A 22,302-nucleotide genomic window follows, 5' to 3' on the forward strand; every position below is an offset into this window, starting at 1 on the left:
CCTCACACCGCCGTGCTCGTCGGATCGGCGGTGCGGCGCAGGGCCCGCCGGAACCCCGGCCGGTGCAGGTCGTCGTGGAAGGTCAGGCCGAGGCGGTGCTCCTTGGCGTGGTACATCGCCGCGTCGGCTTCCCGGATCAGGTCGTAGACGGTGGTCTCGCTGGGCCGGGCGCGTACGCAGGCCACCCCGATACTGGCGGTGATGGGGATTTCGCCGCAGCTCAGCTCGAAGGGGCGCACGAAGGCTCCGAGCAGATGTTCGGCGAGCACCGCCGCCTCGGTACGGCTGCGGGGAGACAGGACGACGAATTCGTCGCCACCGTAGCGTGCGGTCACGTCGGTGCGCCGAGCCGTGCGACGGATGCGCGACGCGGCCCGCGCGATCAGCTCGTCGCCGATGGCATGGCCGTAACTGTCGTTGACCATTTTGAAGCCGTCGAGGTCGATGAACAACAGGCACAACGGTTTTCCCGCCCATTGCGCCCGCAGCCGCTGGGGTGCGCGTAGCAGTGCGGCTCGGTTGAACAGTCCGGTGAGCACGTCGTGGTCGGCGCGGTACTGGGCGCGGCGTTCACTGAACTGACTGCGGGCGATGGCGCGTTCGCTGCGCACGAGGACCCCGACCAGCAGCGAGGTGAGCAGCAAACCGATCACCATCCGGTCGCCCGTGCCGAGGTCGGTGCCGACCACGCTCATCAGCGAGGCACCGACCAGGGCCACCGCGATCACACCCGCGCGCCTGCGGGAACGGTGTGGGTGGGCTTCGGTGCCGTCGCGGCTCACGTCCATCGTGGGATGCAGCGCGGCCAGCCCCGCCAGCAGATAGCCCAGCTGATGCGGCACCAGCCCGAACGGATGTTCCGCCGCGAGAAACCCTGCGGCCGAGAAGCTTTCGACGACCCCGGACACCAGCACCGCGAGCAGCGCCACGTGCAACAGGCGCAGGGCGATATCGGACCTTGCCGTGGTGACCAGGGAATGGGCAAGCGCCGTGAGTAGCAGCGCGTCGATCACGGGATAGCTCGCGGCGATCACCGCGTCCAGGCCGGTGTTGTGACGCAGGATCGGTGAGATCAGGAATGTCCACGAGGTCAGCAGCGCGCTGATCCCGATGAGTGTCGAGTCGAGCCAGGCGTCGTAGGCGCCGGTGAGCCGACGCGGCTGTAGCCAACCGACGGCGGCCAGGGCGAGGCACACGTACGCGGACAGGGTGCTCAGATCGTCGAACGGATGCCACGTGGTGTGCGTTTCCAGTTCGCGGATCGTGGTGCCCGCGGCGAAAAGGGGGATGGACGCGGCGAGCAGCCACCACGGCATCGAGTTGGTGGGCTGGTACCGCCGCACACCGACACCGATCATCGTCAGGCTGCCCGCGGCGACGATCAGCAACAGCGGGAACGACAGGGATCGCCCGCCGAGCAGTGGCGTGATCACGATGGCACCGACGGTGCCGAGCGTGACCGCCAACCAGCGCGTTCCGCCCCGTGGTGCTGTACCGACCTTCATCAGTTTCCCCCTCGATCCGCCGCGACGCGCCGATCGATCGTGGAGCCGGGAATTCGGGTCGGGGTGTCGGCCGAGGAGCACCGAGTGTCGTTGTCCGAGTGGAATTCCCGGCCGGCGGGCGCGCCGACGATGAAAACCTTTACAACTGAGTCGATCATGACACGTCCCACGCCGTCGCGATGGGGATTCGGCTGCCGCACGGGTACACGGTGTTGGATGGGATCGCGGAGACGGTGAGAAGGGAGTGTGGGTGGACAGGTGGATCGCGCCGGGGCGGGTCAACATCATCGGCGAGCACACCGACTACAACGACGGGTTTGTGCTGCCGATCGCGCTGTCGCTCGGGGTGGTGTGCGCGGCGCAGGCGCGTGGGGACGGCAGGGTGCGGGTGGGTTCGGCGCAGCGCCCGGGCGCGGCCGTCGAGCTCGACCTGGATGATCTTGCCGGGCAACGGGACCAGTTGCCCGGCTGGGCGCGCTACCCGCTGGGGGTCGTTGGTGAATACGTGGGGGGTGGTCATCCGATCACGGGGATCGATCTCGAGCTCGACGGCGCGGTACCGATCGGTGCGGGGCTGTCGAGTTCGGCGGCGCTGTGTTGCGCGGTGACCGTCGCCCTGCGTGACCTGTTCGCACCTGACCTCGACGACCGGGCGATGGTGGAGATCGCGCGGGCGGCCGAGAACGATTTCGCCGGTGTGCCGAGCGGCATCCTCGACCAGTCCGCCTCGATCCTGTGCACCGAGGGTCATGCCCTGTTCCTCGACGTCCGCGCCTATTCGAACGGGGAATCCGGTGCGGTGGAACAGATTCCGTTCGATCTGCGCGCGGCGGGCCTCGCCCTGATCGTCGCCGACACCGGTCAGCCGCACGACCTGGGCGACGGCGAGTACGCCCGGCGCCGGGCCGAGTGTGCGGCCGCCGCGGCCACCCTCGGCGTCCACGCGCTGCGCGATGCCACCGAGCTGAACATGGCGCGCCTGCACGATCCGGTGCTTCGCCGCCGGGCCACCCATGTCGTCACCGAGAACGATCGCGTGCTCGACGTGGTCGCCCGGTTGTGTTCCGGCGCCGACCCGCGCGCCGTCGGCCCCCTGCTCACCGCCTCGCACCGCTCGTTGCGCGACGACTTCGAAGTCTCCACCCCCGCTCTCGATCTGGCGGTCGACGCGGCGCTCGACGCGGGTGCCTACGGTGCGCGGATGGTCGGCGGCGGATTCGGCGGCAGTGTGCTCGCCCTGGTCGAACACACCGATGCCGACCGGATCGGCGTCGCGATCGGCAGGCGTTTCGCGGCGGCGGGTCTGCCGACCCCTCGGGTGTTCCCGGTGGAACCGGGGCCGGGCGCCCGCAAACTGGATTGAACGGTTGCCCAATTGTTCACCCCGTTTCGGGTGTGACGCGGGGCACAGAAGCGCACAGTGGTACCAACCGAAAACAGTTCGGCGGGCGTCGCGGCCCGCGCCGTGTGCACGACGCGCTACCTCGCCCGGTTCCCAGGTCAGGAGGGATCCACTGTGCCGTTCGCCCATTCGCCGTCGACAATGTTCGATGCCGCGTCGTCACTGCGTCTCGACGCGGCTCCGGTCGATTACGCGCTCGTCGCCCTGTATTTCGTCTTCGTTCTCGGCATCGGCCTGATCGCGCGCAGCCGCGTGTCCTCCAGTGTCGACTTCTTCCTGTCCGGCCGGTCACTGCCCGCCTGGGTGACCGGGTTGGCCTTCATCTCCGCCAACCTGGGCGCGGTGGAGATCATGGGCATGTCCGCCAACGGTGCCCAGTACGGCTTCCCCACGTTCAACTACTTCTGGATCGGCGCCGTACCCGCCATGCTGTTCCTCGGTGTGGTGATGATGCCGTTCTACTACGGCTCCAAAGTGCGTTCGGTACCGGAATTCATGCGCCGACGCTTCGGCACCGGGGCGCACCTGGTGAACGCGCTGAGCTTCGCCGTCGCGCAGGTGCTGATCGCCGGGGTGAACCTCTATCTGCTCGGCACGATCCTGAATGTGCTGCTCGGCTGGCCATTGTGGATCTCGGTGGCGGTGGCCGCGGCGATCGTGCTGTCGTATGTCACCCTCGGTGGACTCTCGGCCGCGATCTACAACGAGGTGCTGCAGTTCTTCGTCATCGTCGCCGCGCTGCTGCCGCTCACCCTCGTCGGGCTGCATCGCGTCGGCGGGTGGGACGGGTTGCGGGACAAGGTGAGCGCGTCGCCGGGTGGCGCCGACCAGCTGCACACCTGGCCCGGCAACGCGATGAGCGGGTTCACCGACAACTTCGCCTCGATCATGGGCATCGTGTTCGGTCTCGGTTTCGTGTTGTCGTTCGGCTACTGGACGACGAACTTCGTCGAGGTGCAGCGCGCCCTGGCCACGCATTCGATCGCGGCGGCGCGGCGCACACCCATCATCGGCGCCTACCCGAAGATGTTCATCCCACTGATCGTGGTGATTCCCGGCATGATCAGCGCGGTCCTCGTGCCGCAGATGATCGAGTACAAGCAGCAGGTCGCCGCGAATCCCGACTTCGAGGGCGAGGTCACCTACAACCAGGCGCTGCTGTTCCTGATGAAAGAGGTACTGCCCAACGGGTTGCTCGGGGTGGGGTTGGCGGGTCTGCTCGCGGCGTTCATGGCGGGCATGGCGGCCAACATCTCCGCGTTCAACACGGTGTTCAGTTTCGATCTGTGGCAGCAGTACGTGCGCAAAGACCGGCCGGACGGGTACTACCTGCGGGTCGGCAGGCTGGCCACCGTCGGCGCGACGGTGGCGGCGATCTTCACCGCGTTCATCGCGGGCGGGTTCAGCAACATGATGGACTACCTGCAGACGCTGTTCAGCTTCTTCAACGCCCCGCTGTTCGCCACCTTCATCCTCGGCATGCTGTGGAAGCGGATGACCGCGGCGGCGGGGTGGATCGGCCTGGTCAGCGGCACGCTGGCCGCCATCGCGGTGTTCGTGCTCAACGAGACCGGGGTGACCTCCCTGTCGGGGCAGGGTGCCAGTTTCGTCGCCGCGGGGGTGGCCTTCGCGGTCGACATCGTCGTCAGCGTGGCGGTCACGTTCATGACTCGCCCGAAACCGGCCGCCGAGCTGGTGGGACTGGTGTATTCGGAGACCCCCAAGTCCCTGCGTACCGACGCCGACGCAGACACGCTGCCGTGGTATCAGCGCCCGGTGCTGCTTGCCGGGATCGCGCTGGTGCTGGTGATCGCGCTCAATATCGTCATCGGATAAGGAGTCGTCGCGATGCTTTTCGATATCCGCACCATCATCGGTGCGCTGCTCGGTCTCTACGGTGTGGTGCTCGTCGCCACCTCGTTGCTGCAGGATTCCGCCGCGCAGGACGCGAAAACCGGTGGGGTGGACGTGAATCTGTGGGCCGGTCTCGGAATGGCCGGTGTGGCGGTGGTCTTCGTCGGGTGGGCGCTGATGCGCCCCGTCCAAGTGCCCGAGAAGACGCCGGAGGACCTCACGTCCTAGGCCTCGATCGTGCCCGGAACACCGTCCTGCACAACGAAGGTGGCGCGCGTGCTGACCGGCGCGCCCGGTGAGCGGACGTACGGCAGGACCCGGAAGTCGTTGCGCCACAGCTGGTGATCCAGTTCCACCCGCACATAGCCGCGCTGTTTGTTGTAGAACCGCATGTGCGGGTTGGCGGCCAGCAGGGCGGCGCCGGTGTCGGGGAAGTCCTCGCCGTCGCCGCCCGTGCTGATCGACGTGCCCGTGAATTCGGTTGCCACCACCGGTGATTCGGGGTCGGTGTAATCGCGGTGCAGGTCGGCGACATAGTTCTCGTGGCGGTCGCCGGTGATCATCACCAGGTTGGCCACGTCGTGGTCGACGGCGGCGCCGAGCACGGCGTTGCGGTCGGCGATGTAGCCGTCCCAGGCGTCGGTGCCGAGCAGCTGGTTCGGGCCGGGATCGTAGTCGGATTCGGCCATGGCGACCTGGTTGCCGAGGATCTGCCAGCGCGCGGTGGAGGTGGCGAAGCCGTCGACGAGCCAGTCGCGTTGGGCGGCACCGAGAATCGAGCGCTGCGAGGAGTACCGGTCGGCGCAGTCCAGCACCGCCTTGCCGTCGCCGCAGGCTTGTTCGTCGCGGTACTGCCTGGTGTCGATCATGGTGAACTCGGCCAGGTCGCCGAAGCGGTACCGGCGGTGCAGGCGAATCGACGGACCGGACGGGAGTTGCGCCAGACGCATCGGCTGATGCTCGTACATCGCCTGGAATGCGGCGGCCTTGCGACGCCGGAACAGGAACGGCAGGCGGTGCACGTCGTTGCCGAGGCCGGGATGATCACCGGCCCAGTTGTTGTCGAGTTCGTGGTCGTCGAAGGTGACCAGCCAGGGGAACGCGGCGTGGGCGGCTTGCAGGGGCGCTTCGGCCTTGGCCTGGGCGTAGCGCAGCCGGTACCCGGCCAGGTCGACCGCCTCACCCTCGAGTTGTGGCGGCAGCACGGCACCGCGTCGGGCCACCACCCAGGAGGATTCGTAGATGTAGTCGCCCAGGTGCACGACGAGATCGAGGTCCTCGGCGGCCATGTGGTCGTAGGCGGTGTAGTAGCCCGAGCTCCACGACTGACATGAGGCGAACGCGAACCGCAACCGCTGTGTCGGCCGGTCCGGCGGTGGCGCGGTGCGGGTGCGCCCGACCGGGGAGATCGCCGATCCCGCGCGGAAGCGGTAGAAGTACCAGCGATCCGGCGCCAGACCGCCCACCTCGGGATGCACGCTGTGGCCGAGCGCGCGGGTGGCGACCGCCGCTCCCCGGGCGACGACCTCGGTGAACCGTTCGTCCTCGGCGACCTCGTAGTCGACTGTCACCGGGTCCACCGACATGCCGCCGTATCCGTCCGGGGCCAACGGGTCGGGGGCGAGCCGGGTCCACAGCACCACCCCGTCGGGTGTCGGTTCGCCGGAGGCCACGCCGAGGGAGAACGGGTCACCGAGAAAGCGGGGCGCGGGAAACGGAGCACTGCTCGCCGCCGACACCCCGACCGCCGCCACGATCGACCCGGCCGCGCCGTATCGGAGGAACTGCCGCCGGTCGATCGCCATGCCCCGATCCTAAGCATCCCGCGCCGGGCGGACCGTGCACGCGGGGTAAGGGCTGGTCGCCTGGGCCGAAAGCGGCTGTCGGCGAGGCGGTTTCACCTCGCCGACAGCGCACTCAGCTGTTCGGGTAGGCGCGGGCGGCCAGGCCGAGCGCCACGTCGATCAGGAAGAACCCGAGCAGGCTCAGCCCGAGCAGGGGCACGAACCACCCGATCACCACGGCCGCCGCGACGAGCGGAACCGTGATCCACAGCGACGTCTTGCGTAGCACGCCGCGCCGAGGTGGTATCGGCAGCGAGCGGCCACGGGTGGGTCGCCGCTGCCACCACATCCGGTAGCCGAGCACGATCATGACCACGAGACCGAGCATGATCGCCAGCAGCAACAGCTGGTTGACCAGGCCGAACAGCAGCCCCATGTGGAAGGCGATACCCCAGTTGGTGAGCTTGGCCATCAGCGGCCAGTCGGCGTAGGCGAGTCGATCGGTGACGGTGCCGCTGCCGTCGATCGCCACCGCGTCGATCGTGTAGGTGCCCGGCTTGCGCAGCTCCTTGACCCCGAAAGCGGCGTCCGATTCCGCCGGAACAGTGATCTCGGCCGCCTGGGTGATGCCGTTGGCCCGCGCGACCTCGTAGACCCGGTCGAGTTGTGCGATCCGGAGGTGTTGATCGGCCGGTGCGGGTGTGGTGCTTCCGCCGCTGTGGTGGTCGCCGCCGGTCGTCGCCGGTGCGGCCGCGCCGGGCAGTGCCACGCTCACCGCCGGGGTGGTCCAGCTCATTTCCTCGCGCAGCTTCGTCACGTTCTCACCGGCATAGGCTGACCAGGTCAGACCCGTCGCCGACAGCAGCAGGATCACCGGTAACGTCCACACACCGATCGCGCCGTGCCAGTTCATCCTGCGGCGCTTCGGCTGCGAAAGATCCGGTGCCACCAGCCACCGCGCACCGTTGCGCGCACGACGCTTGCGCACCCGGTTCACCCACAGCACCAACCCGAACAGGGCGATCACCCACAGCCACGAGGCCGCGAGTTCGCTGTAGAGCCGACCGGGTTCACCCAGGTGCAGACTGCGGTGGAACTCGCTGAGCCAGGCCCGCAACGGCAGTGCGCCACCGCTTCCGTAGACCACGGCCTCACCCACCGGTTGGGCGGTGTGCGGGTCGACGAACACCGAGAGGCGCTCGGAATCGCCCAGCGTGGAGTCGCTGAACAACACGCGGGTGGTGTCGCCTTCGCCCGCCGCGGGCGCGACGGCGACCAGCGCCAGGTCGGGCCTGCTGGCCACCGCCGCGCCCACCTGCGCCGACAACGCCTGATCCGGCCCCGAGGTCTGCACCTGCAGCAGATCCCGCGACACGAACCCTTCGATCGTCGGCGCGATCGCATACAGCGCGCCGGTGAGCGCCGCGATCAGGATGAACGGGGCGACGAAGAACCCCGCGTAGAAGTGCAGCCGCATGGCCAAGGGAGCGACCCGCATTCCGCGCCGTGCGCGCGGGCGCCGCTCACCGTCCCCGACCGAACTCTCGGCCGGACGAATATCGGTAATACTCATCATCATTCGTTTCTGCAGTAGCCGAACCCGCTGCTCACCGTTCGCGAGCAGCAGCCATCGCAGGGCATAGCCGACGTCGGTCGGCCGCTGCGATTCACAATCGCAGAGCGCGGGTACAGGCTTGGTGACCAGTGCACGAGAATGCGCACCGGGGAAAAGGTCAGAAGGCGAAGACGAGAGGCGGGGCTCGGGGGCGCAGTGATCGCGCCGTGAGGACGCGCAGGATGACGCGGTCGCGGTGGGTCAGGCGCAGCGGTGCGCGACCGGGAATGCGCGGGGTGCGGTAGCGCTGGGGGAGGGCGCGGGCCAGCAGGGCGCCCGCGGCACGGTAAGCGGCTTCGGCGCCGATGACGACCACCGCGGCGAGGACGGCCGCGACGATGTGGGCCGTCAGCATGCCGAGGCCGAGCGAATCCTGCACGTGGTGTCCGTGACCGGACCAGCTCATCGTGGTGTGACCCACCAGCTGACCACCCAGCAGCACCACCGCGAGCCCGAGCGCGCCATTGCGCACCGGCCCGGCCACCAGCGCGCCGACCACGGCCGACACGGCCGCCAGCAGCACGACCGTTGTGCTGCCCGGCACGGCGCTCCCGGCGGCCAGCCCGTGGGCGGCCAGCGACAACGCACCCGACATCGAGCCCGCACAGGCACCGCGCACGCGCGCGCCGACGGCACGCGACGGCGCGGACGCCTGCCGGAACTCGATGATCACCGGCCGATGATAGAGCACCGCCGAACTGGATCTCGACGGTGTGACGGCATCACTGCCCGTCGATGTCCATCTCGACCAGCGGCTTGCGCAGCAGTTTGCCGGTCGCGTTGCGAGGGAGTTCGTCGAGGAAGATCACTTCGCGCGGCACCTTGTAGCGGGCCAGGTTCTGGCGCACGAAGTCCTTGATCTCGTCGACGTCGCGGGCGGAGTCCGGTCCGGGCACCACGAACGCGCGCAACCGCTTCCCGTAGTCGCGGTCGTCGACACCGACCACGGCCGCTTCGAACACGTCGTGACGGCCCGCGATGAGGTTCTCCACTTCCAGCGGGAAGACGTTCTCACCGCCGGAGACGATCATGTCGTCGTCGCGGCCGTCGATGTAGAGCAGGCCGTCTTCGTCGAAATGGCCCACGTCACCGCTGGACATCATGCCGTCGACCATCTCCTTGGTCCGACCGTCGGTGTACCCGGTGAAGGCGAAACCGTTGTCCACGAAAATCGTCCCGGTGACATTCGGCTCGGTGATGGGCTTACGGTTCTCGTCGAGCAGCACGATGCGGATACCGACCGGCGGCTTGCCCGCGGTGGTCGGCGACTTGCGCAGGTCCTCGGGGGTGGCCACGGTCATCACCGCGCATTCGGTGGAACCGTAGAGGTTGTAGAGGCTGTCGCCGAAGTAGTCCAGGCAGCGGGTCACCACATCGGGGGCGATGGCCGAACCGGCCGCGAAGATCACCTTGATCGTCGACGGGTCGTACTTCGCCAGGATCTTCTCGTCCAGGTCGAGGATGCGCTGCAGCATCGTCGGCACCACGACCAGCGAGTCCGCCCGGTACTTCACGATATTGGCCAGGGTCTGCTCGGGATCGAACTTGCGCTGCTGGAAGATCACCCGGTTGCCCAGCGCGAGCCCGAGGGTGAACTGCGACAGGCCGGTGCCGTGGAAGATCGGCGCCGCCATGATCATGGTGCCGTTGTAGGGCAGCGGCACCCGGTCGACGAACTGGGCCGAGGCGAACGGGCTCACCTTGTCGCGCGGCGCGCCCTTGGGGGTGCCGGTGGTGCCGCTGGTCAGGATGACCATGCCGCCCGGCTTGCTCGGCGGCGTCAGCGGTTCGACCGAGCGCCCCGAGCTCAGCGACTCGACCGTCGGGATCGCCGGATCCATACCGTGCGCCTCGTCGACCCAGGTCAGGATGCGCGGGATCTCGGCGGGAATGGCGCTCATGAGATCCATGAACTCGCTGTCGTGCAGCACCGCCTTGACCTTCTCGCGGGTGGCCACATCGGCGAACTGCGGTTTGGCGAACCCGGTGTTCATCAGGACCGCGCGCACACCGAGCTTGCCCGCCGCGAGCAGGCTCAGCACCATGCCGCGGTGATCACGCGCCAGCACCGCGATGACATCGCCCTCGGTGATGCCGTTGGCGCGCAGCCCACGGGCCAGGGCGCTCGACTGCTCGTCGAGCAGGCCGAAGGTGAGCTCGCCACGTTCATCGACGATCGCGCCCGCACCGGGTCGCGTCTGGGCAGCGTGCATCACCACCCCGGCGAACGGGCCGAATTTCGACACATTGCGGAACGAGCGTGCGGCATGGTCGAGGCGCAGCGGGTTGAACAGCTTGCGATCGACCATGACCTTGACGCCGAGGGCGAAATCGCCCGCACGCCGAGCCGTGCCGCCTAGCGCGGGCAGAGACAGAGACATCGAACAGCCTTTCGGCAGACCGAGCCCGCGTCACCGCGGGGCCGGACCGCGTCTTCGAGATCCAGTGCTGGTGCTAACAATAGCAAGCACGAGGCTCTCGCTGTGTCGCCCGTCTCAGCGATGAGGCATCACTGTGACACCTCATAATCGACGAGCACCTTGCGCAGGATCTTGCCGGTGGCGTTGCGGGGCAGTTCCTCGACGAACACCACCTCGCGCGGCACCTTGAACCGGGCCAGGTTCTCCTTCACGTGGGCCTGCAGCACGGCGGCCTCGGGCGACTGGCCCGGCTCGGGAACGACGAAGGCGCGCAGGCGCTTTCCGAATTCCGGGTCGTCGACGCCGACCACCGCCACATCGAACACCTGCGGGTGCTCGATCAGCAGGTTCTCCACTTCCTGCGGGTACACGTTCTCGCCACCGGAGACGATCATGTCGTCGTCGCGGCCGTCGACCATGAGCAGGCCGGACTCGGTGAAATGGCCCATGTCGCCGCTGGACATGAAGCCGTCGATGATCTGCTTGTGCCTGCCGTCGGTGTAGCCCTCGAACGGGGCGCCGCTGCGCACGAAGATGCGGCCCTTGGCGCCGGGTTCGCGGACCGGCTGGTCGTTCTCGTCGTAGAGGCGGACCTCGCAGGTGATGGGGGAGCGGCCGACCGTGCCCGGCGCTTCCGCCAGCTCGGCGGGATTGGCGATGGAGGCGATGGCCACCTCGGTGGAACCGTAGAGGTTGTAGAGCACCGGACCGAACGCCTCGGTGGCCCGGACGCACAGCTCCGGGGTGAGCGCCGACCCGGCGAACAGGATGACCTTCAGCGACGACAGGTCGTACTTCGCGCGGACCTCGGCGGGCAGTTCGGTCATCCGGTGCAGCATGGTCGGCACGCAGACCAGCATCTCCACCTTGTGCTCGGCGATCGCGGCCAGCGTGGCCTCGGCGTCGAAGCGGCGGCGCATCACGATCTTGTTCGACAGGATCGTGCCGACCAGCCAGGTGCCGAGACCCGTGCTGTGGAAGATCGGGGAGACGATCATCATCACGCCGCGCTTGGGGAAGGGCACCCGGTCGACGAACTGCGCGGTGGCCATCGGCGTCACCTTGGTACGCGGCGCGCCCTTGGGCAGGCCGGTGGTGCCGCTGGTGAGGATGATGAAGCCGCCCGGCTTGCTCGGCGCGGGCAGCGGCTCGGCGGTGTTGGCGGCGATCAGGTCGTCGAAGGTGGTTGCGCCCTCGGGGATCTCGGCGCCCGCGTCGACCCAGGTGAGGTAGCGCGGCAGATCGGCGGGCAGGGCGTCGAGCAGGCCGAGGAACTCGCTGTCGTGCAGGACCGCGCGCACCTTCTCGCGCTCGCACACCTCGGCGAACTGCGGTTTGGCGAAACCGGTGTTCATCAGCGCGATGCGCGCGCCGAGCTTGCCCGCCGCGATCATCGACATGATGAGACCGCGATGGTCGCGGGCCAGCACCGCGATCACCATGCCCTCGCTGATCCCAGCCGCCTGCAGGCCACGTGCCACGGCCGTGGACTGGTCGTCGAGTTCGCGGTAGGTGAGTTCGCCGCGCTCGTCGGCCAGGGCGACCTGGTCGGGGGCGACGCGAGCCGAGTGCCGGACCAGGGTGGCCTGCGGGCCGTAGATCTTGGACTCTTTCATCGTCCGCAGGGTCTCGAGCGGCTTGGTGGGATCGGAGACGCCACGCGAACGCAGAACACCGAGGGCTTTCACCGTTTCGAGAAGATGGGCCACGCTCACTCGTCTACCTCCACACATCGTTGGTCTTCGCTGCTCACGGTAGCAGTGTGGTGGCCTGCATCACAGTGTCAAATCAGGACAATTGGGACAATTCCCAATCATCGCTGAGCGCTGGCCAACGCCGCCAGCAGTGGAACCAGCCTGCCTTCGGGCACCTCGAACCGGCCGAGCCCGGCGGTCTGCAACCAGCCGACGGCCGCGAGCTGACGCAGATGCTGATAGATCTCGGCCGAGGTGCCGAGCTCGGCGATGGCCGCCAGATCGGCGGCGGTGCGACGCCCGTACACGATCTCGCGCAGCAATCGCAGGCGGACGGGATCGGCAAGGGCGGCAAGGCAATTGGCCGCTTCGATGGTCCAGATGTCGCCGACGATGGCGTCGGTGGCGTACTGCGCCTGCCAGTCCACCCGCTCGCCCGTCGGCAGCTTCAGGGCGCCCGCGAGCAGGACCCCGCCGTTGCGGTCGCCCGCCTCGTCGAACTCCGCCCGCAACCGTGCCACCGCCCATGGCAGCCGCTCGTCGGGGTGCGGGGTGCCTTCGAGGGCGGCGACCCGCCGCTCCAATGCCTCGAGTCGCTCGTCCAGATCCACGCGGTCAACCTACGCCACCGCCGGACCGACCGTTGCCGGACGCGAACACCCCCGGACCCGCGCGGGTCCGGGGGTGTCGTCACCGACGAGAATCAGCGCGTGACGGCGCCGAACGACGGCTGCTGGATGTGGCCGAGTCGGTAGGCGTACCCGTCCGGCTGACCGGCATCGGGCCAGCGGTGCCACAGGCTGCCGTACACGGCGGCCACGATGAGGCCACCGCCGGTGTTCAGCGGCGCGGTGCGGATGGTGGTGTCGACCGGGACGTCCATGTGCTCGGTGAGTACGGCGGTGCCGCTCTGCCCGTTCGACAGATTCAGCCACATCACCTCGAGCTTGGCGCCGTTCTGGTTCGGCGAGATGGTGCCCGGGCCGCCGAAGAAGCCGAATCGGAAACCGTCGATGTCGAGCGCGATGCCCGAGCCGTACACGCCCGGGCCGGTGCCGTTCTGGCCGATATCGGAGGTGGCGGGGATCTGGAACGGCTGCGCGGGCAGTGCCACGTCGACCGTGCCCTCGGCGACGAGCTGGTCGAGCGCGGCGAGCGCACCCGGGTTGTCGGCGACCGAGGTGCGCAACTGGGACACGGCGGCGGCGACGTCGACGGTCTCGGTGGGCTCGGCCGCGGCGGGACCGGCGAAAACAAGGGCGATGGCGGCCGAAGTCGCGGCTACCGCGGTGGTGAAACGACGCATGAAACTCTGCATGACCAGCTCTCCTAGAGTATTCCTGGTACAGCTTTTCCTGTCGTTGGCACCGTAACGGAGACCTGGATCACGTTTATCGCCCGCCCCCGGGAAAACCCATTTCAGGGCATCGGCGCGACATTCACCTTGTATCCGCGATACAACTCGGGTTTCGCGGTGAGCACCGGCATGTCGAGATTCTGCGCGGTGAAAACGACCGGGGCGATGAGCGGCCAATCGGTGTGATTGTCGGCGATCGGAACCGTGGTTCCGGTGCGAATGGCACCGGCCGCGTCGAGTTCGGCCCACCGCACCGCGACCCGATTGTCGAGCAGGCGGCCGAGTTCGTCGACATTGTCGACCGCGCGCATGGCGGCCATCAGGCTCACCGTCGGCACGACCATGATGCGGCGCTGCTGGGTGAACTGGCGCATGATCACCTGCCCGAACAGCGGGGACAGGGCGAGTGAGGTGAGGGCGGTGTGGTCGGCGACGCTCACCGGCGGCTCGCGCTCGTGCCGTCGAGCGCGCCCATCACCTTGCTCAATTTCGCCTCCGCCTCGGCGATGTCCTCGGCGGAATGCTGTTTGATCCGGTCGTCGAGTCTGCCGAGGATCTGTTCGCGCAGGTCGTCGTTGAAATAGGCGGGCGGCAATGCCGCGTGCCGCAGGACTTCCGCCGGTACCACTGCGACCAACTCTTTCCCCTCCCTGGTGACGATCACCGGTCGTCCGCTCGCGGACACCCCGTCGAAAACACTACCGAGCTGACCACGTAATTCGGTCAGCGGGACACTCTCGTAATCGGCCATATCCCACTGTACATCGGTGTGTACAGTCCGGCGGCGACAATCGGCTCGCCGGAAATCCGGCGAGGCGAGGGCGATCAGGCGACCTTGCGGGCCGGTTCGCTGCGGTACCGGGTGACGGGACCATCGATGCCGAGCAGTCGCCACGTCAGCCGCGACACCGGGTTCATCAGGCCGCTGTTGGTGGCCAGGGCGCGCACGTCGCCGAAGATGTTGCGCATCGTGCTCTGCGATTCCGGGCTCGCCCAGTAGGCGTCGCGCATCACCTCGGCGGGGATGTCGAACTTCTCGACGAACTCCTTGGGCGGGGTCATGATCATGTCGAGCATGATCCGCATCGCGATCGGGAACAGCACCGACAGCAGTGATTTGGTGACCACGTTCATGCCGGGCACGTTGCGGCGCAGGTACTCGTGCGCGAAGGAGATGTGGCGGGCCTCCTCGGCCACGTGGATCTGCATGACCCGCCGCACCATCGGGTGCAGGTCCACACCGCCGCGCAGCAGCGACTTCTGCAGGTGGTCGATCGGTTCCTCGCCGCCGAGGATCATCGTGAAGAACAGCTCGGGGAAGTACTTGACGGCGGGCCAGATGATCATCGTCAGCTTGCGATCGATCGTGCCCATGCCGATCACGTCGCCGTAGCCGATGCGGTTGATCATCTCCTGGAACATCATCGTGTGGTTGCACTCTTCGGCAGCCTCGTGCGTGACGTACCGGAATTCCGGGTCACCGTTGGGCACCGAGATCAGGTACTGCATCAGGCCGCGGATGAGCAGCTGCTCGAAATCCAGGCCGACTTTGGCGATGCCCGCCTGGCGCCACATGCCGATGGCGATCTGCTTCTCGAGCGGCTGCGCCTTGTACCAGGGGTGACGGCCCAGCGGGTCCTCGTCGGGCATGATCCAGCGCGGGTCGTCGCTGTGCACGGCGAACTCGGGGGAATCCCAGTCGATGTCGACATAGGGATCGAAGTGCCGGTTCACCGAGCCTTCGGAGAGGTTGCGCAGGATCTCGTGGTATTCGGGATCGGTCGCGGTGTTCTTGGCTGTCGACAGCATCAGCGGTGTCTCCTTCGTGTGGCGCAGCTCGCACGTTATATGAGACCCGGGGTCTCAGACAAGTGCCGACTCGCCGCAGGACGAGACTGCTCCACGGAATCCCGTCACCCGCCGCATACCGCCGCACACGAACTCGTGCTGCGCACCAGCGACGGACGCCGGGCCGCGCTCGCGCTGCGACCACGCACGGTCCTACCCGACGGCGCGCACTGGGACGCGGCACTCGGCGAGTTCGTATTGCCGTACCAGGTGGTTCGTTAGTCGGACGACCCCGACGCCACCCTCCTGCACTTCCTCGATACGACCTACGCCGCCGCTGCCGACCTGGCCGATTGGGATCGGGCGCTGCTCGAGGTGAACCCGCATCGCCTGGACCGCCGCCTTCACGCCGACGGCACGGCGACCATCTGAGGTCACTCCCGTTCGGCGGTCTTCTCCGCTGTTTCCCGTCGCTGTCGATAGAGCAGAATGCCCGCCGCGACCAGCCAGATCACCGCGTAGACGACCGCCCGCATCGCACTCCAGTTCGCGACGAGCAAACCGATCGCCGCGCCACCGGCTGCGCCGAGGATGATGACGGCATTCGGCTTCGAGTTCTTCCCCACGGTGGGGATCATCGCACGTCGATGAGTTTCGTGCGTTCGTGTCGTCGGTACCGGTACCGAACGCGAATGGGAGACATGGTCATGGACGATGCGCAGGTACAGAATTGGGTGCGAGCCGAGCGGCTCGCCCTCGCCGACTTTCTCGAAGATCTCACCCCCGGCGAATGGGCCACCCCGTCGCTGTGCCCGGGTTGGACCATCCACGACGTCCTCGCCCATGTCAGCACCACCGACACCCTGCGCGAGACCCTGGTGGCCGTCCTGCGCGCCAAGGGCAACTGGAACCGGATGAACGCCGACCTGGCCACGACCCGCGCCGCCCGCCACACCCCGGCCGAACTGCTCACCGAACTCCGCGCCTTCGCCGACTCGACCCGCCGCGCACCCGGCGCGGGCGTCCTCGACCCCCTGGTCGACATCATCGTCCACGGCCAAGACATCGCCCGCCCCCTCGCGCGCCCATACGAAACCCCCGTCGACCGCGTCGTCCCCGCCCTCGACTACGCCATCGCCAGCCGCTTCTACGGCGCCGAGAAACGTTTCCGCGCAACCCGATTGACCGCCACCGACACCGACTGGACCTACGGCGAAGGCCCCGAAGACATCAAAGCCCCCGCCATCGACCTGCTACTTCTCGCCACCGGTCGGCCAGCTTAGCCAACCGACCGCTTCATGCATGTCTTACAAGAAAAGTGTCACACTCATGCGCTGATCGATTGGCTCGGCGAGCGAATCGAGATGGCGTGGCTGACCTCAGCGCTGGCCGAGGTGGAACTCGTCCGGGCGGTCCGGGTGGCCGCGCCCGCTGATTTGATCAATGTGCCCGCCGTGCTGGCAAGGGGGGATCGCGTGGAGATCGATCCGATTGTGCGGGCGAATGCCGCTGCGATGTCACCGCCGTCGATCCGCGGCCACGATGCGATCCATCTCGCGACCGCGCTGGAGCTCGCCGCCGATCTGACGGCATTGGTGACCTTCGACAAGCGCCTGGGCGAAGCGGCCGAAGCTGCAGGCTTGAACTGGGAGTCTCCGGGTTCGTCGAGGTGAGCTACGAATACGAAACCGGTGCGGATCCGCGTGATCCGCACCGGTTTTCGCTAACCGATCACTTCAGTTCGGCGCTCGTCTTGCCGAGGACGCGGCGGGCGACGATGAGCTGCTGGATCTGCTGGGTGCCTTCGAAGATGTCGAGGATCTTCGAGTCGCGGCCCCACTTCTCCAAGAGCAGGCGCTGGGAGTAGCCGACGGCACCGGCCAGTTCCACGGCCTTGAGGGTGACGTCGGTGCCGGTGCGGCCCGCCTTGGCCTTGGACATCGAGGCCTCGAGCGAGTTCGGCTTCTTGTTGTCGGCCATCCACGCGGCACGCAGGGCGAGCAGGTAGGCCGCCTCGTAATCGGCTTCCATACGCAGGAATTCGGCCGCGGCGGCGTGCTGGTTCATGGCGGGGGTGTCGTAGGAGATGTCGACACCGGCCTCGGTGAGGATGGTGCGCAGTTCTTCGAGCGCGGCGCGGGCGACACCGATGGCCATGGCGGCCACGAGCGGGCGGGTGTTGTCGAAGGTCTGCATGACCCCCGCGAAACCCTTCTCCACGTTGACTTCCGGCGACCCGAGGATGTTGTCCTTCGGAATGCGGCAGTCCTGCAGCAGCAGCACAGCGGTGTCGGAGGCCTTGATGCCGAGCTTGTGCTCGAGCCGCGCCACCGACAGACCCGGAGCGTCACGCGGGACGACGAACGACTTGATCGCCGCGCGGCCCAGGTTCTTGTCGACCGTCGCCCACACCACGATGTGGGTGGAGCGTTCACCGGCGGTGACGAAGATCTTCTCGCCGTTGAGCACCCACTCGTCACCGTCGAGGACGGCGGTGGTCGACACCGCGGCCGAGTCGGACCCGAACGACGGTTCGGTGATGGCCATCGAGGCCCACACCTTGCCGAAGCGTTCCAGCTGCTCGTCGGTGGCGACGGCCGCGATCGCCGCGTTGCCGAGTCCCTGGTAGGGGATGGTCAGCAGCAGGCCGACATCGCCCCACGCGGTTTCGAGGGTGTTCATCAGCGACGACATGTTGCCGCCGTTGGCGTTGGCCGTCAGCAGCTCGGGCGCGGCGTCACCGCGACCGCCCGAGGCACCGCCGATCTGCTGGGTGCCCGAGTCGGCGAGGCCCTCGACCATGGCCGACATGGTGTCGAGTTCGACCGGGTACGCGTGCTCGGCGAGGTCGTACTTGCGCGAGATCGGACGGAAGATCTGGGCGGCGACCTGGTGGGCCTGGTTGGCGCTCGCCTTCAGCTTCTTGGGGAGTTCGAGATTGATCATGTAAGGGTTCTCCTAGGAGAGATAGCCGATTCGCGGCCCGCCTTGATTCTGGACCGACGGAGCGATGGAGCGAAGCGACTGAGCGGAGGAGGGAAGAATCAAGGCCCGTAAGGGCCGCGAATCCGCGCGCGCCGATTACACGAGCACGATGCCCTCGGCGACGCCGATGGCCCGAAGATCGCGATACCAGCGCTCGACCGGGTGCTCCTTGGTGAAGCCGTGGCCACCGAGCAACTGCACACCGTCGAGGCCGATCTGCATGCCCTTGTCGGTGGCGAGCTTGCGCGCCAGCGCCGCCTCACGGGCGAACGACAGGCCCTGCTCCGCGCGCGAGGCGCCGCGCAGCGTCACCAGACGCAGGCCGTCGAGCTCGATCGCGATATTGGCGACCATGAACGCCACCGCCTGGCGGTGCGAGATCGGCTCGCCGAACGCCTCGCGCTCGTTGACGTAGGGGATCACGTAGTCGAGAACGGCCTGCCCGGTGCCGACCGCGAGCGAGGCCCAACCGAGGCGGGCCAGCTGCACGGCGTCGGCGTATTCGGCCGCGCGGGTGGCGGCGTCACCGTCGCCGAGGATCGCGTCGGTGCCGATCGCGACGTCGTCGAGGATGAGGCGACCGAGACCGGCGGCACGCAGACCCATGCTCGGATCGGCCTCCACCACCAGGCCCGCCGCGTCGGACTCGACGATGAACAGCGCCGGGCGTCCGTCGAGTTCGGCGGCGACCAGGAACAGTTCGGCGTCGGCGGCCGCGGGGACCAGGCTCTTCACGCCGTTGAGGCGGTAGCCGCTGGGGGAGCGGGTGGCCTTGGTCTGCAGGGCGAACGGGTCGAACAGGGCGCGCGGCTCGCTGATGACCACCGAGGCCTGCGGCACGTTCTCACCGGTGAAGGCGGGCAGGTAGGTGCGCTGCTGGGCGTCGGTGCCCCACTGCGACAGCGCCACGGCCACACCGCTGGGCGCGAGGATCGGCAGCGCCAGACCCATGTCGCCGTAGGCGAGGGCCTCGGCCACCAGCGAATTGGTGACCGCACCGCGCTCGGCGGCCGCGCCCTCGAGCTCCTCGGGCACGTTGATCAGGGTGATGCCGAGTTCGGCGGCACGGTCGAGCAGGTCGCGCGGGGCCTTGGCGGCGGCGTCGGCCTCGTAGGCGGCGGGACGCAGGATCTCCCCGGCGAAATCCTTCACCGTCTCGACGATCATCTTCTGATCGTCGGTGGGGGTGAGGTCGAAGTAGTCCTTGGTCTTGGCCTCGTTGTCGGGCAGCCGCTTGGGCTGGCCGCCACCGGCGACCTTGCCGAAGGTACGGGTGGCCGCGCCGAGCGTGCGGAACCCGGTCTTGGTGCCCTCGTAGGTGATGCGCTCGATGGGCTTGCGCAGCCCGTACCTACCGGCGAACTCCGACCCGGTCACGGTCGTCAAAGCACGCATCGCGGCGCCCATCCAGTCCCGTTTGGGCTGGTTGAGGCCGACCGCGGACGTGTCGTTCGGACGTCGCTTCGTCGCGCTGTCTCGAGTGCTCATCATCACCTGATTTCCTCGGCTGTCGGGACGCTCCGTGGCCCCACTATCTTACTCTCCGGTAAGACTATCTTACTCTGGAGTAAGAAGTGCAAGGACGAACCGCGAAATCGCCGGATTCTGTCACGCTGCACAGGTGCGCGTCCTGGTATCGGTCTTCGCGCTCGTCCTGCTGGTGACCTCGGGCCGCTACGGCTACCACCGCGACGAGCTGTATTTCCTCGCGGCGGGCAGACGGTTGGACTGGGGGTATCCGGACCAGCCGCCCTTCGTGCCGTTTCTCGCGCGGGTGATGTCGGCGATCGATCCCGACGCGCTGTGGGTGCTGCGGTTGCCCTCGGTCCTCGCCGCGACGGTGGTGGTCGGGTGCGCGGGCGCGATGGCCGGTGTGCTCGGTGGCGGGCGGGGCGCTCGGCTGCTCGCGGCCGGGGCGGTCGCGAGCGCGGCGCTGGTGCAGGCCGCCGGGCACCTGTTCGGCACGACGGTGTTCGACCTCGCGGTGTGGTCGGTGGTGTGCCTGCTCGTGCTGAAACTGTTTCGGGTGCAGGGGGACGCGTCGTTGGCGACCGGGACCGGCGATCCGCGCCAGTGGCTGCTGATCGGTGTGGTCGTCGGTGTCGGACTACTGAACAAGGTGCTGTTGATCGTGCCGGTCGTGGCGCTCGTGGTAGCCCTATTGCTCACCGGCCAGCGAAAGATGTTCGCCACCAAGTTCTTTCCGTGTGCTGTCGGAGTCGGCGCGCTGCTTGCCCTGCCCTATCTGTGGTGGCAGGCGCGCAACGGCTGGCCACAGTGGGAGCTGAGCCGAGCCATCGCGGGCGGTTCGTCGGGGACCTCGGATTCCCCGATCATGTTCGTGCTCTTGCAGTTCGGCCTGTTCGGTCCGCTGCTGGCGCCGCTGTGGGTCTACGGGCTGTGGCGGCTGTGGCATTCGCGGTACCGCGCGTTCGCGGTGTCCTACGTCCTGCTTTTCGTGCTGTTCCTCGTGACCGGTGGCAAGGCCTACTACCTCGGCGGAATGTATCCCGTGCTGCTCGCGGCCGGATCGGTCGGCCTGGCCGGTTGGCTCGGGCACACCGGAAGACGCTGGTTCGCAGTGTCTTCCGTGATCGCGCTCAACGCGGTCATGTCCGCCTCCCTGTTCTTGCCGGTGTTACCCATCGAGGCGGTCCCGCACTCGCCGACCCTGGCGATCAACTACGACGCGGGCGAAACCATCGGCTGGCCACGCTATGTCGAACAGATCGCCGCCGCCCGCCCACCCGGCGCTTCGATCCTCACCGCCAACTACGGCGAAGCGGGCGCCATCGAACACTTCGGTCCCGAATACGACCTGCCCACACCGCATTCCGGCCACAACGCCTACTGGTGGTGGGGTCCGCCGCCGGATACGGCGACGGAGGTCCTCGCCGTTGGCATCGACCGCGACCGGCTCACCGAGCTCTGTGCGAGTGTCGAACCCCGGGGCGTTCTCGACAACGGCCTGGGGATCGACAACGACGAACAGGGCGAACCGATGTTCCTCTGCGGCAATCCACTTCGTCCCTGGTCACAGGTATGGCCGGAGCTGCGCAACCTCGGCTGAGTCACTGTCGGTCCGACAGCCTCTGTTCGCCGGTGCTGCGGGCAGATCGTGGGATTCAGAGCCCGTGCCGGTCCAGGAAGTCGGTCAGCAGTTTCTGCCACTCCTCGGGCCGCTCGACCATGACCACATGTCCGGCCGCGATCTCCGCGTACTCCGCGCCCGGGATCGCGGCGGCGAGTGTTCGTGAGTTCGCCGGGTTTACGAGCAGGTCGGCGGTGGTCGCCACGACGAGCGTCGGCACCGCGATCGCGGCGAGATCGGCGGTGGTGTCGACGGTTTCGACCAGCGCGGCCTGCGCGCGGGTCCCGCCGGGGATCGCGGCGGCGGTCTGGCGGACGACATCGTCGACGATGTCGGCGGGCAGACCGTTCACGAAGTCGGTGGAGAAGCCGGTGAGCAGGGCCAGGCGGGCGAAGGCCTCGTGCGCGCCCCGGTCGAGGAGGTCCTGCCAAGCCTGCACGGCGAGGCGGGCGCGATGGTCGGGTGTGGCCAGGCCCGCGGTGAGCAGCAGCCCCGTGACCCGCTCGGGATGGCGGGCGGCGGCACGCACGGCCACCGCGGTGCCGAGGGAGAAACCGACGATGGTGAAGGTCTCGACGCCCGCGTCGACAGCGGCCGTGACGAGCGCGTCGGCGAGGGCGTCGAGCGTCAACGGGGTGTCGTCGCCGGGGTAATCCGAGGCGACCACGGTGTGACCGGCGGCGAGCGCGGGGATCACGGGGCCGAAATTGCTCTCGATGCCACCGCCCGCGCCGTGGGCGAGCACGATGCCGGGGCCGGAGCCGTGAACGGTGGTGTGCAGCGGAATTGTCGTCATGACGGCGACGT

General features: G+C 68.0%; 22 protein-coding genes and 1 pseudogene. 8 read left to right on the plus strand and 15 right to left on the minus strand.

Annotation, left to right across the window (positions count from 1 at the left end; genetic code table 11):
• Positions 1-2: 2 nt before the first annotated feature.
• Entirely contained in the window at positions 3-1,505 is a 1,503-nt protein-coding gene (locus tag NC7_RS19525) for a GGDEF domain-containing protein (protein ID WP_067985191.1), read from the minus strand.
• Between the two features lie 250 nt (positions 1,506-1,755).
• On the opposite strand from NC7_RS19525, the gene galK reads away from it, so the two are divergent.
• From galK to NC7_RS19540, 3 genes are all read left to right on the plus strand, one after another.
• Positions 1,756-2,868 carry a galactokinase gene (gene galK, locus NC7_RS19530; protein WP_084458624.1) on the plus strand — a complete coding sequence of 371 codons (1,113 nt, stop codon included), beginning with the start codon at positions 1,756-1,758 and terminating at the stop codon, positions 2,866-2,868.
• A gap of 180 nt (positions 2,869-3,048) precedes the next feature.
• Positions 3,049-4,743, plus strand: a complete 1,695-nt coding sequence (locus NC7_RS19535; protein ID WP_067985193.1) for a sodium:solute symporter family protein — start codon at positions 3,049-3,051, stop codon at positions 4,741-4,743.
• A 12-nt stretch (positions 4,744-4,755) separates the two neighbouring features.
• Positions 4,756-4,989 carry a hypothetical protein gene (locus NC7_RS19540; RefSeq protein ID WP_067985196.1) on the plus strand — a complete coding sequence of 78 codons (234 nt, stop codon included), beginning with the start codon at positions 4,756-4,758 and terminating at the stop codon, positions 4,987-4,989.
• Here NC7_RS19540 and NC7_RS19545 read toward each other — a convergent pair.
• The 10 genes from NC7_RS19545 to NC7_RS19590 all read right to left on the minus strand — a co-directional run bounded on the left by NC7_RS19545 (position 4,986) and on the right by NC7_RS19590 (position 15,440).
• Positions 4,986-6,566 (minus strand): alkaline phosphatase D family protein, encoded by a 1,581-nt coding sequence (locus NC7_RS19545; RefSeq protein WP_067985197.1) that lies wholly within the window; start codon positions 6,564-6,566, stop codon positions 4,986-4,988. The two genes, NC7_RS19540 and NC7_RS19545, sit on opposite strands and share 4 nt — an antisense overlap.
• Before the next feature lie 112 nt (positions 6,567-6,678).
• On the minus strand, positions 6,679-8,118 hold the full coding sequence (locus NC7_RS19550; protein WP_084458625.1) for a PepSY-associated TM helix domain-containing protein: 1,440 nt from the start codon (positions 8,116-8,118) through the stop codon (positions 6,679-6,681).
• Between the two features lie 160 nt (positions 8,119-8,278).
• Positions 8,279-8,833 (minus strand): hypothetical protein, encoded by a 555-nt coding sequence (locus tag NC7_RS19555; protein ID WP_067985238.1) that lies wholly within the window; start codon positions 8,831-8,833, stop codon positions 8,279-8,281.
• A 49-nt stretch (positions 8,834-8,882) separates the two neighbouring features.
• Positions 8,883-10,541, minus strand: a complete 1,659-nt coding sequence (locus NC7_RS19560) for an acyl-CoA synthetase (RefSeq protein WP_067985201.1) — start codon at positions 10,539-10,541, stop codon at positions 8,883-8,885.
• A gap of 128 nt (positions 10,542-10,669) precedes the next feature.
• The gene (locus NC7_RS19565) at positions 10,670-12,313 is read right to left on the minus strand and encodes an acyl-CoA synthetase (protein ID WP_067985203.1); all 1,644 of its coding nucleotides are present in this window, start codon (positions 12,311-12,313) and stop codon (positions 10,670-10,672) included.
• An 80-nt stretch (positions 12,314-12,393) separates the two neighbouring features.
• Positions 12,394-12,885 (minus strand): ArsR/SmtB family transcription factor, encoded by a 492-nt coding sequence (locus NC7_RS19570; RefSeq protein ID WP_067985205.1) that lies wholly within the window; start codon positions 12,883-12,885, stop codon positions 12,394-12,396.
• A gap of 92 nt (positions 12,886-12,977) precedes the next feature.
• Positions 12,978-13,592, minus strand: coding sequence for a hypothetical protein (locus tag NC7_RS19575; protein WP_067985206.1), 615 nt, complete (start codon positions 13,590-13,592; stop codon positions 12,978-12,980).
• Between the two features lie 101 nt (positions 13,593-13,693).
• Positions 13,694-14,071: a PIN domain-containing protein gene (locus NC7_RS19580; RefSeq protein WP_067985208.1), complete on the minus strand. Its 378-nt coding sequence runs from the start codon at positions 14,069-14,071 to the stop codon at positions 13,694-13,696.
• Positions 14,068-14,382, minus strand: coding sequence for a type II toxin-antitoxin system Phd/YefM family antitoxin (locus NC7_RS19585; RefSeq protein ID WP_067491628.1), 315 nt, complete (start codon positions 14,380-14,382; stop codon positions 14,068-14,070). The genes NC7_RS19580 and NC7_RS19585 overlap by 4 nt, the downstream gene beginning before the upstream one ends.
• 74 nt (positions 14,383-14,456) lie before the next feature.
• Positions 14,457-15,440 carry an AurF N-oxygenase family protein gene (locus tag NC7_RS19590; RefSeq protein WP_067985210.1) on the minus strand — a complete coding sequence of 328 codons (984 nt, stop codon included), beginning with the start codon at positions 15,438-15,440 and terminating at the stop codon, positions 14,457-14,459.
• 135 nt (positions 15,441-15,575) lie between these two features.
• Here NC7_RS19590 and NC7_RS30240 point away from each other — a divergent pair, with 135 nt between their 5' ends.
• Positions 15,576-15,701: a hypothetical protein gene (locus NC7_RS30240; RefSeq protein ID WP_255285059.1), complete on the plus strand. Its 126-nt coding sequence runs from the start codon at positions 15,576-15,578 to the stop codon at positions 15,699-15,701.
• A gap of 12 nt (positions 15,702-15,713) precedes the next feature.
• Positions 15,714-15,851: pseudogene (locus NC7_RS30245) on the plus strand (DUF5996 family protein); the annotation flags it as partial.
• A gap of 2 nt (positions 15,852-15,853) precedes the next feature.
• Here the strand turns inward: NC7_RS30245 and NC7_RS19600 are convergent.
• Positions 15,854-16,045, minus strand: coding sequence for a hypothetical protein (locus NC7_RS19600; RefSeq protein ID WP_133733818.1), 192 nt, complete (start codon positions 16,043-16,045; stop codon positions 15,854-15,856).
• A gap of 66 nt (positions 16,046-16,111) precedes the next feature.
• Between NC7_RS19600 and NC7_RS19605 the strand changes: the two genes are divergently transcribed.
• Entirely contained in the window at positions 16,112-16,702 is a 591-nt protein-coding gene (locus NC7_RS19605) for a maleylpyruvate isomerase family mycothiol-dependent enzyme (protein ID WP_236573492.1), read from the plus strand.
• 15 nt (positions 16,703-16,717) lie between these two features.
• On the plus strand, positions 16,718-17,092 hold the full coding sequence (locus NC7_RS19610; protein ID WP_067985214.1) for a PIN domain-containing protein: 375 nt from the start codon (positions 16,718-16,720) through the stop codon (positions 17,090-17,092).
• A 58-nt stretch (positions 17,093-17,150) separates the two neighbouring features.
• Here the strand turns inward: NC7_RS19610 and NC7_RS19615 are convergent, their stop codons facing one another.
• The gene (locus NC7_RS19615; RefSeq protein WP_067985217.1) at positions 17,151-18,365 is read right to left on the minus strand and encodes an acyl-CoA dehydrogenase family protein; all 1,215 of its coding nucleotides are present in this window, start codon (positions 18,363-18,365) and stop codon (positions 17,151-17,153) included.
• Positions 18,366-18,500: 135 nt separating this feature from the next.
• Positions 18,501-19,898 (minus strand): acyl-CoA dehydrogenase family protein, encoded by a 1,398-nt coding sequence (locus NC7_RS19620; RefSeq protein WP_373861260.1) that lies wholly within the window; start codon positions 19,896-19,898, stop codon positions 18,501-18,503.
• 127 nt (positions 19,899-20,025) lie between these two features.
• On the opposite strand from NC7_RS19620, the gene NC7_RS19625 reads away from it, so the two are divergent.
• The gene (locus NC7_RS19625; RefSeq protein WP_067985220.1) at positions 20,026-21,474 is read left to right on the plus strand and encodes a glycosyltransferase family 39 protein; all 1,449 of its coding nucleotides are present in this window, start codon (positions 20,026-20,028) and stop codon (positions 21,472-21,474) included.
• A gap of 55 nt (positions 21,475-21,529) precedes the next feature.
• Here NC7_RS19625 and NC7_RS19630 read toward each other — a convergent pair whose 3' ends face one another.
• Complete coding sequence (locus tag NC7_RS19630) at positions 21,530-22,291, minus strand: alpha/beta fold hydrolase (protein ID WP_067985241.1); 762 nt, start codon at positions 22,289-22,291, stop codon at positions 21,530-21,532.
• Positions 22,292-22,302 lie beyond the last annotated feature (11 nt).

Source organism: Nocardia caishijiensis NBRC 108228, assembly GCF_001612825.1.
GTDB classification, from domain to species: domain Bacteria; phylum Actinomycetota; class Actinomycetes; order Mycobacteriales; family Mycobacteriaceae; genus Nocardia; species Nocardia caishijiensis.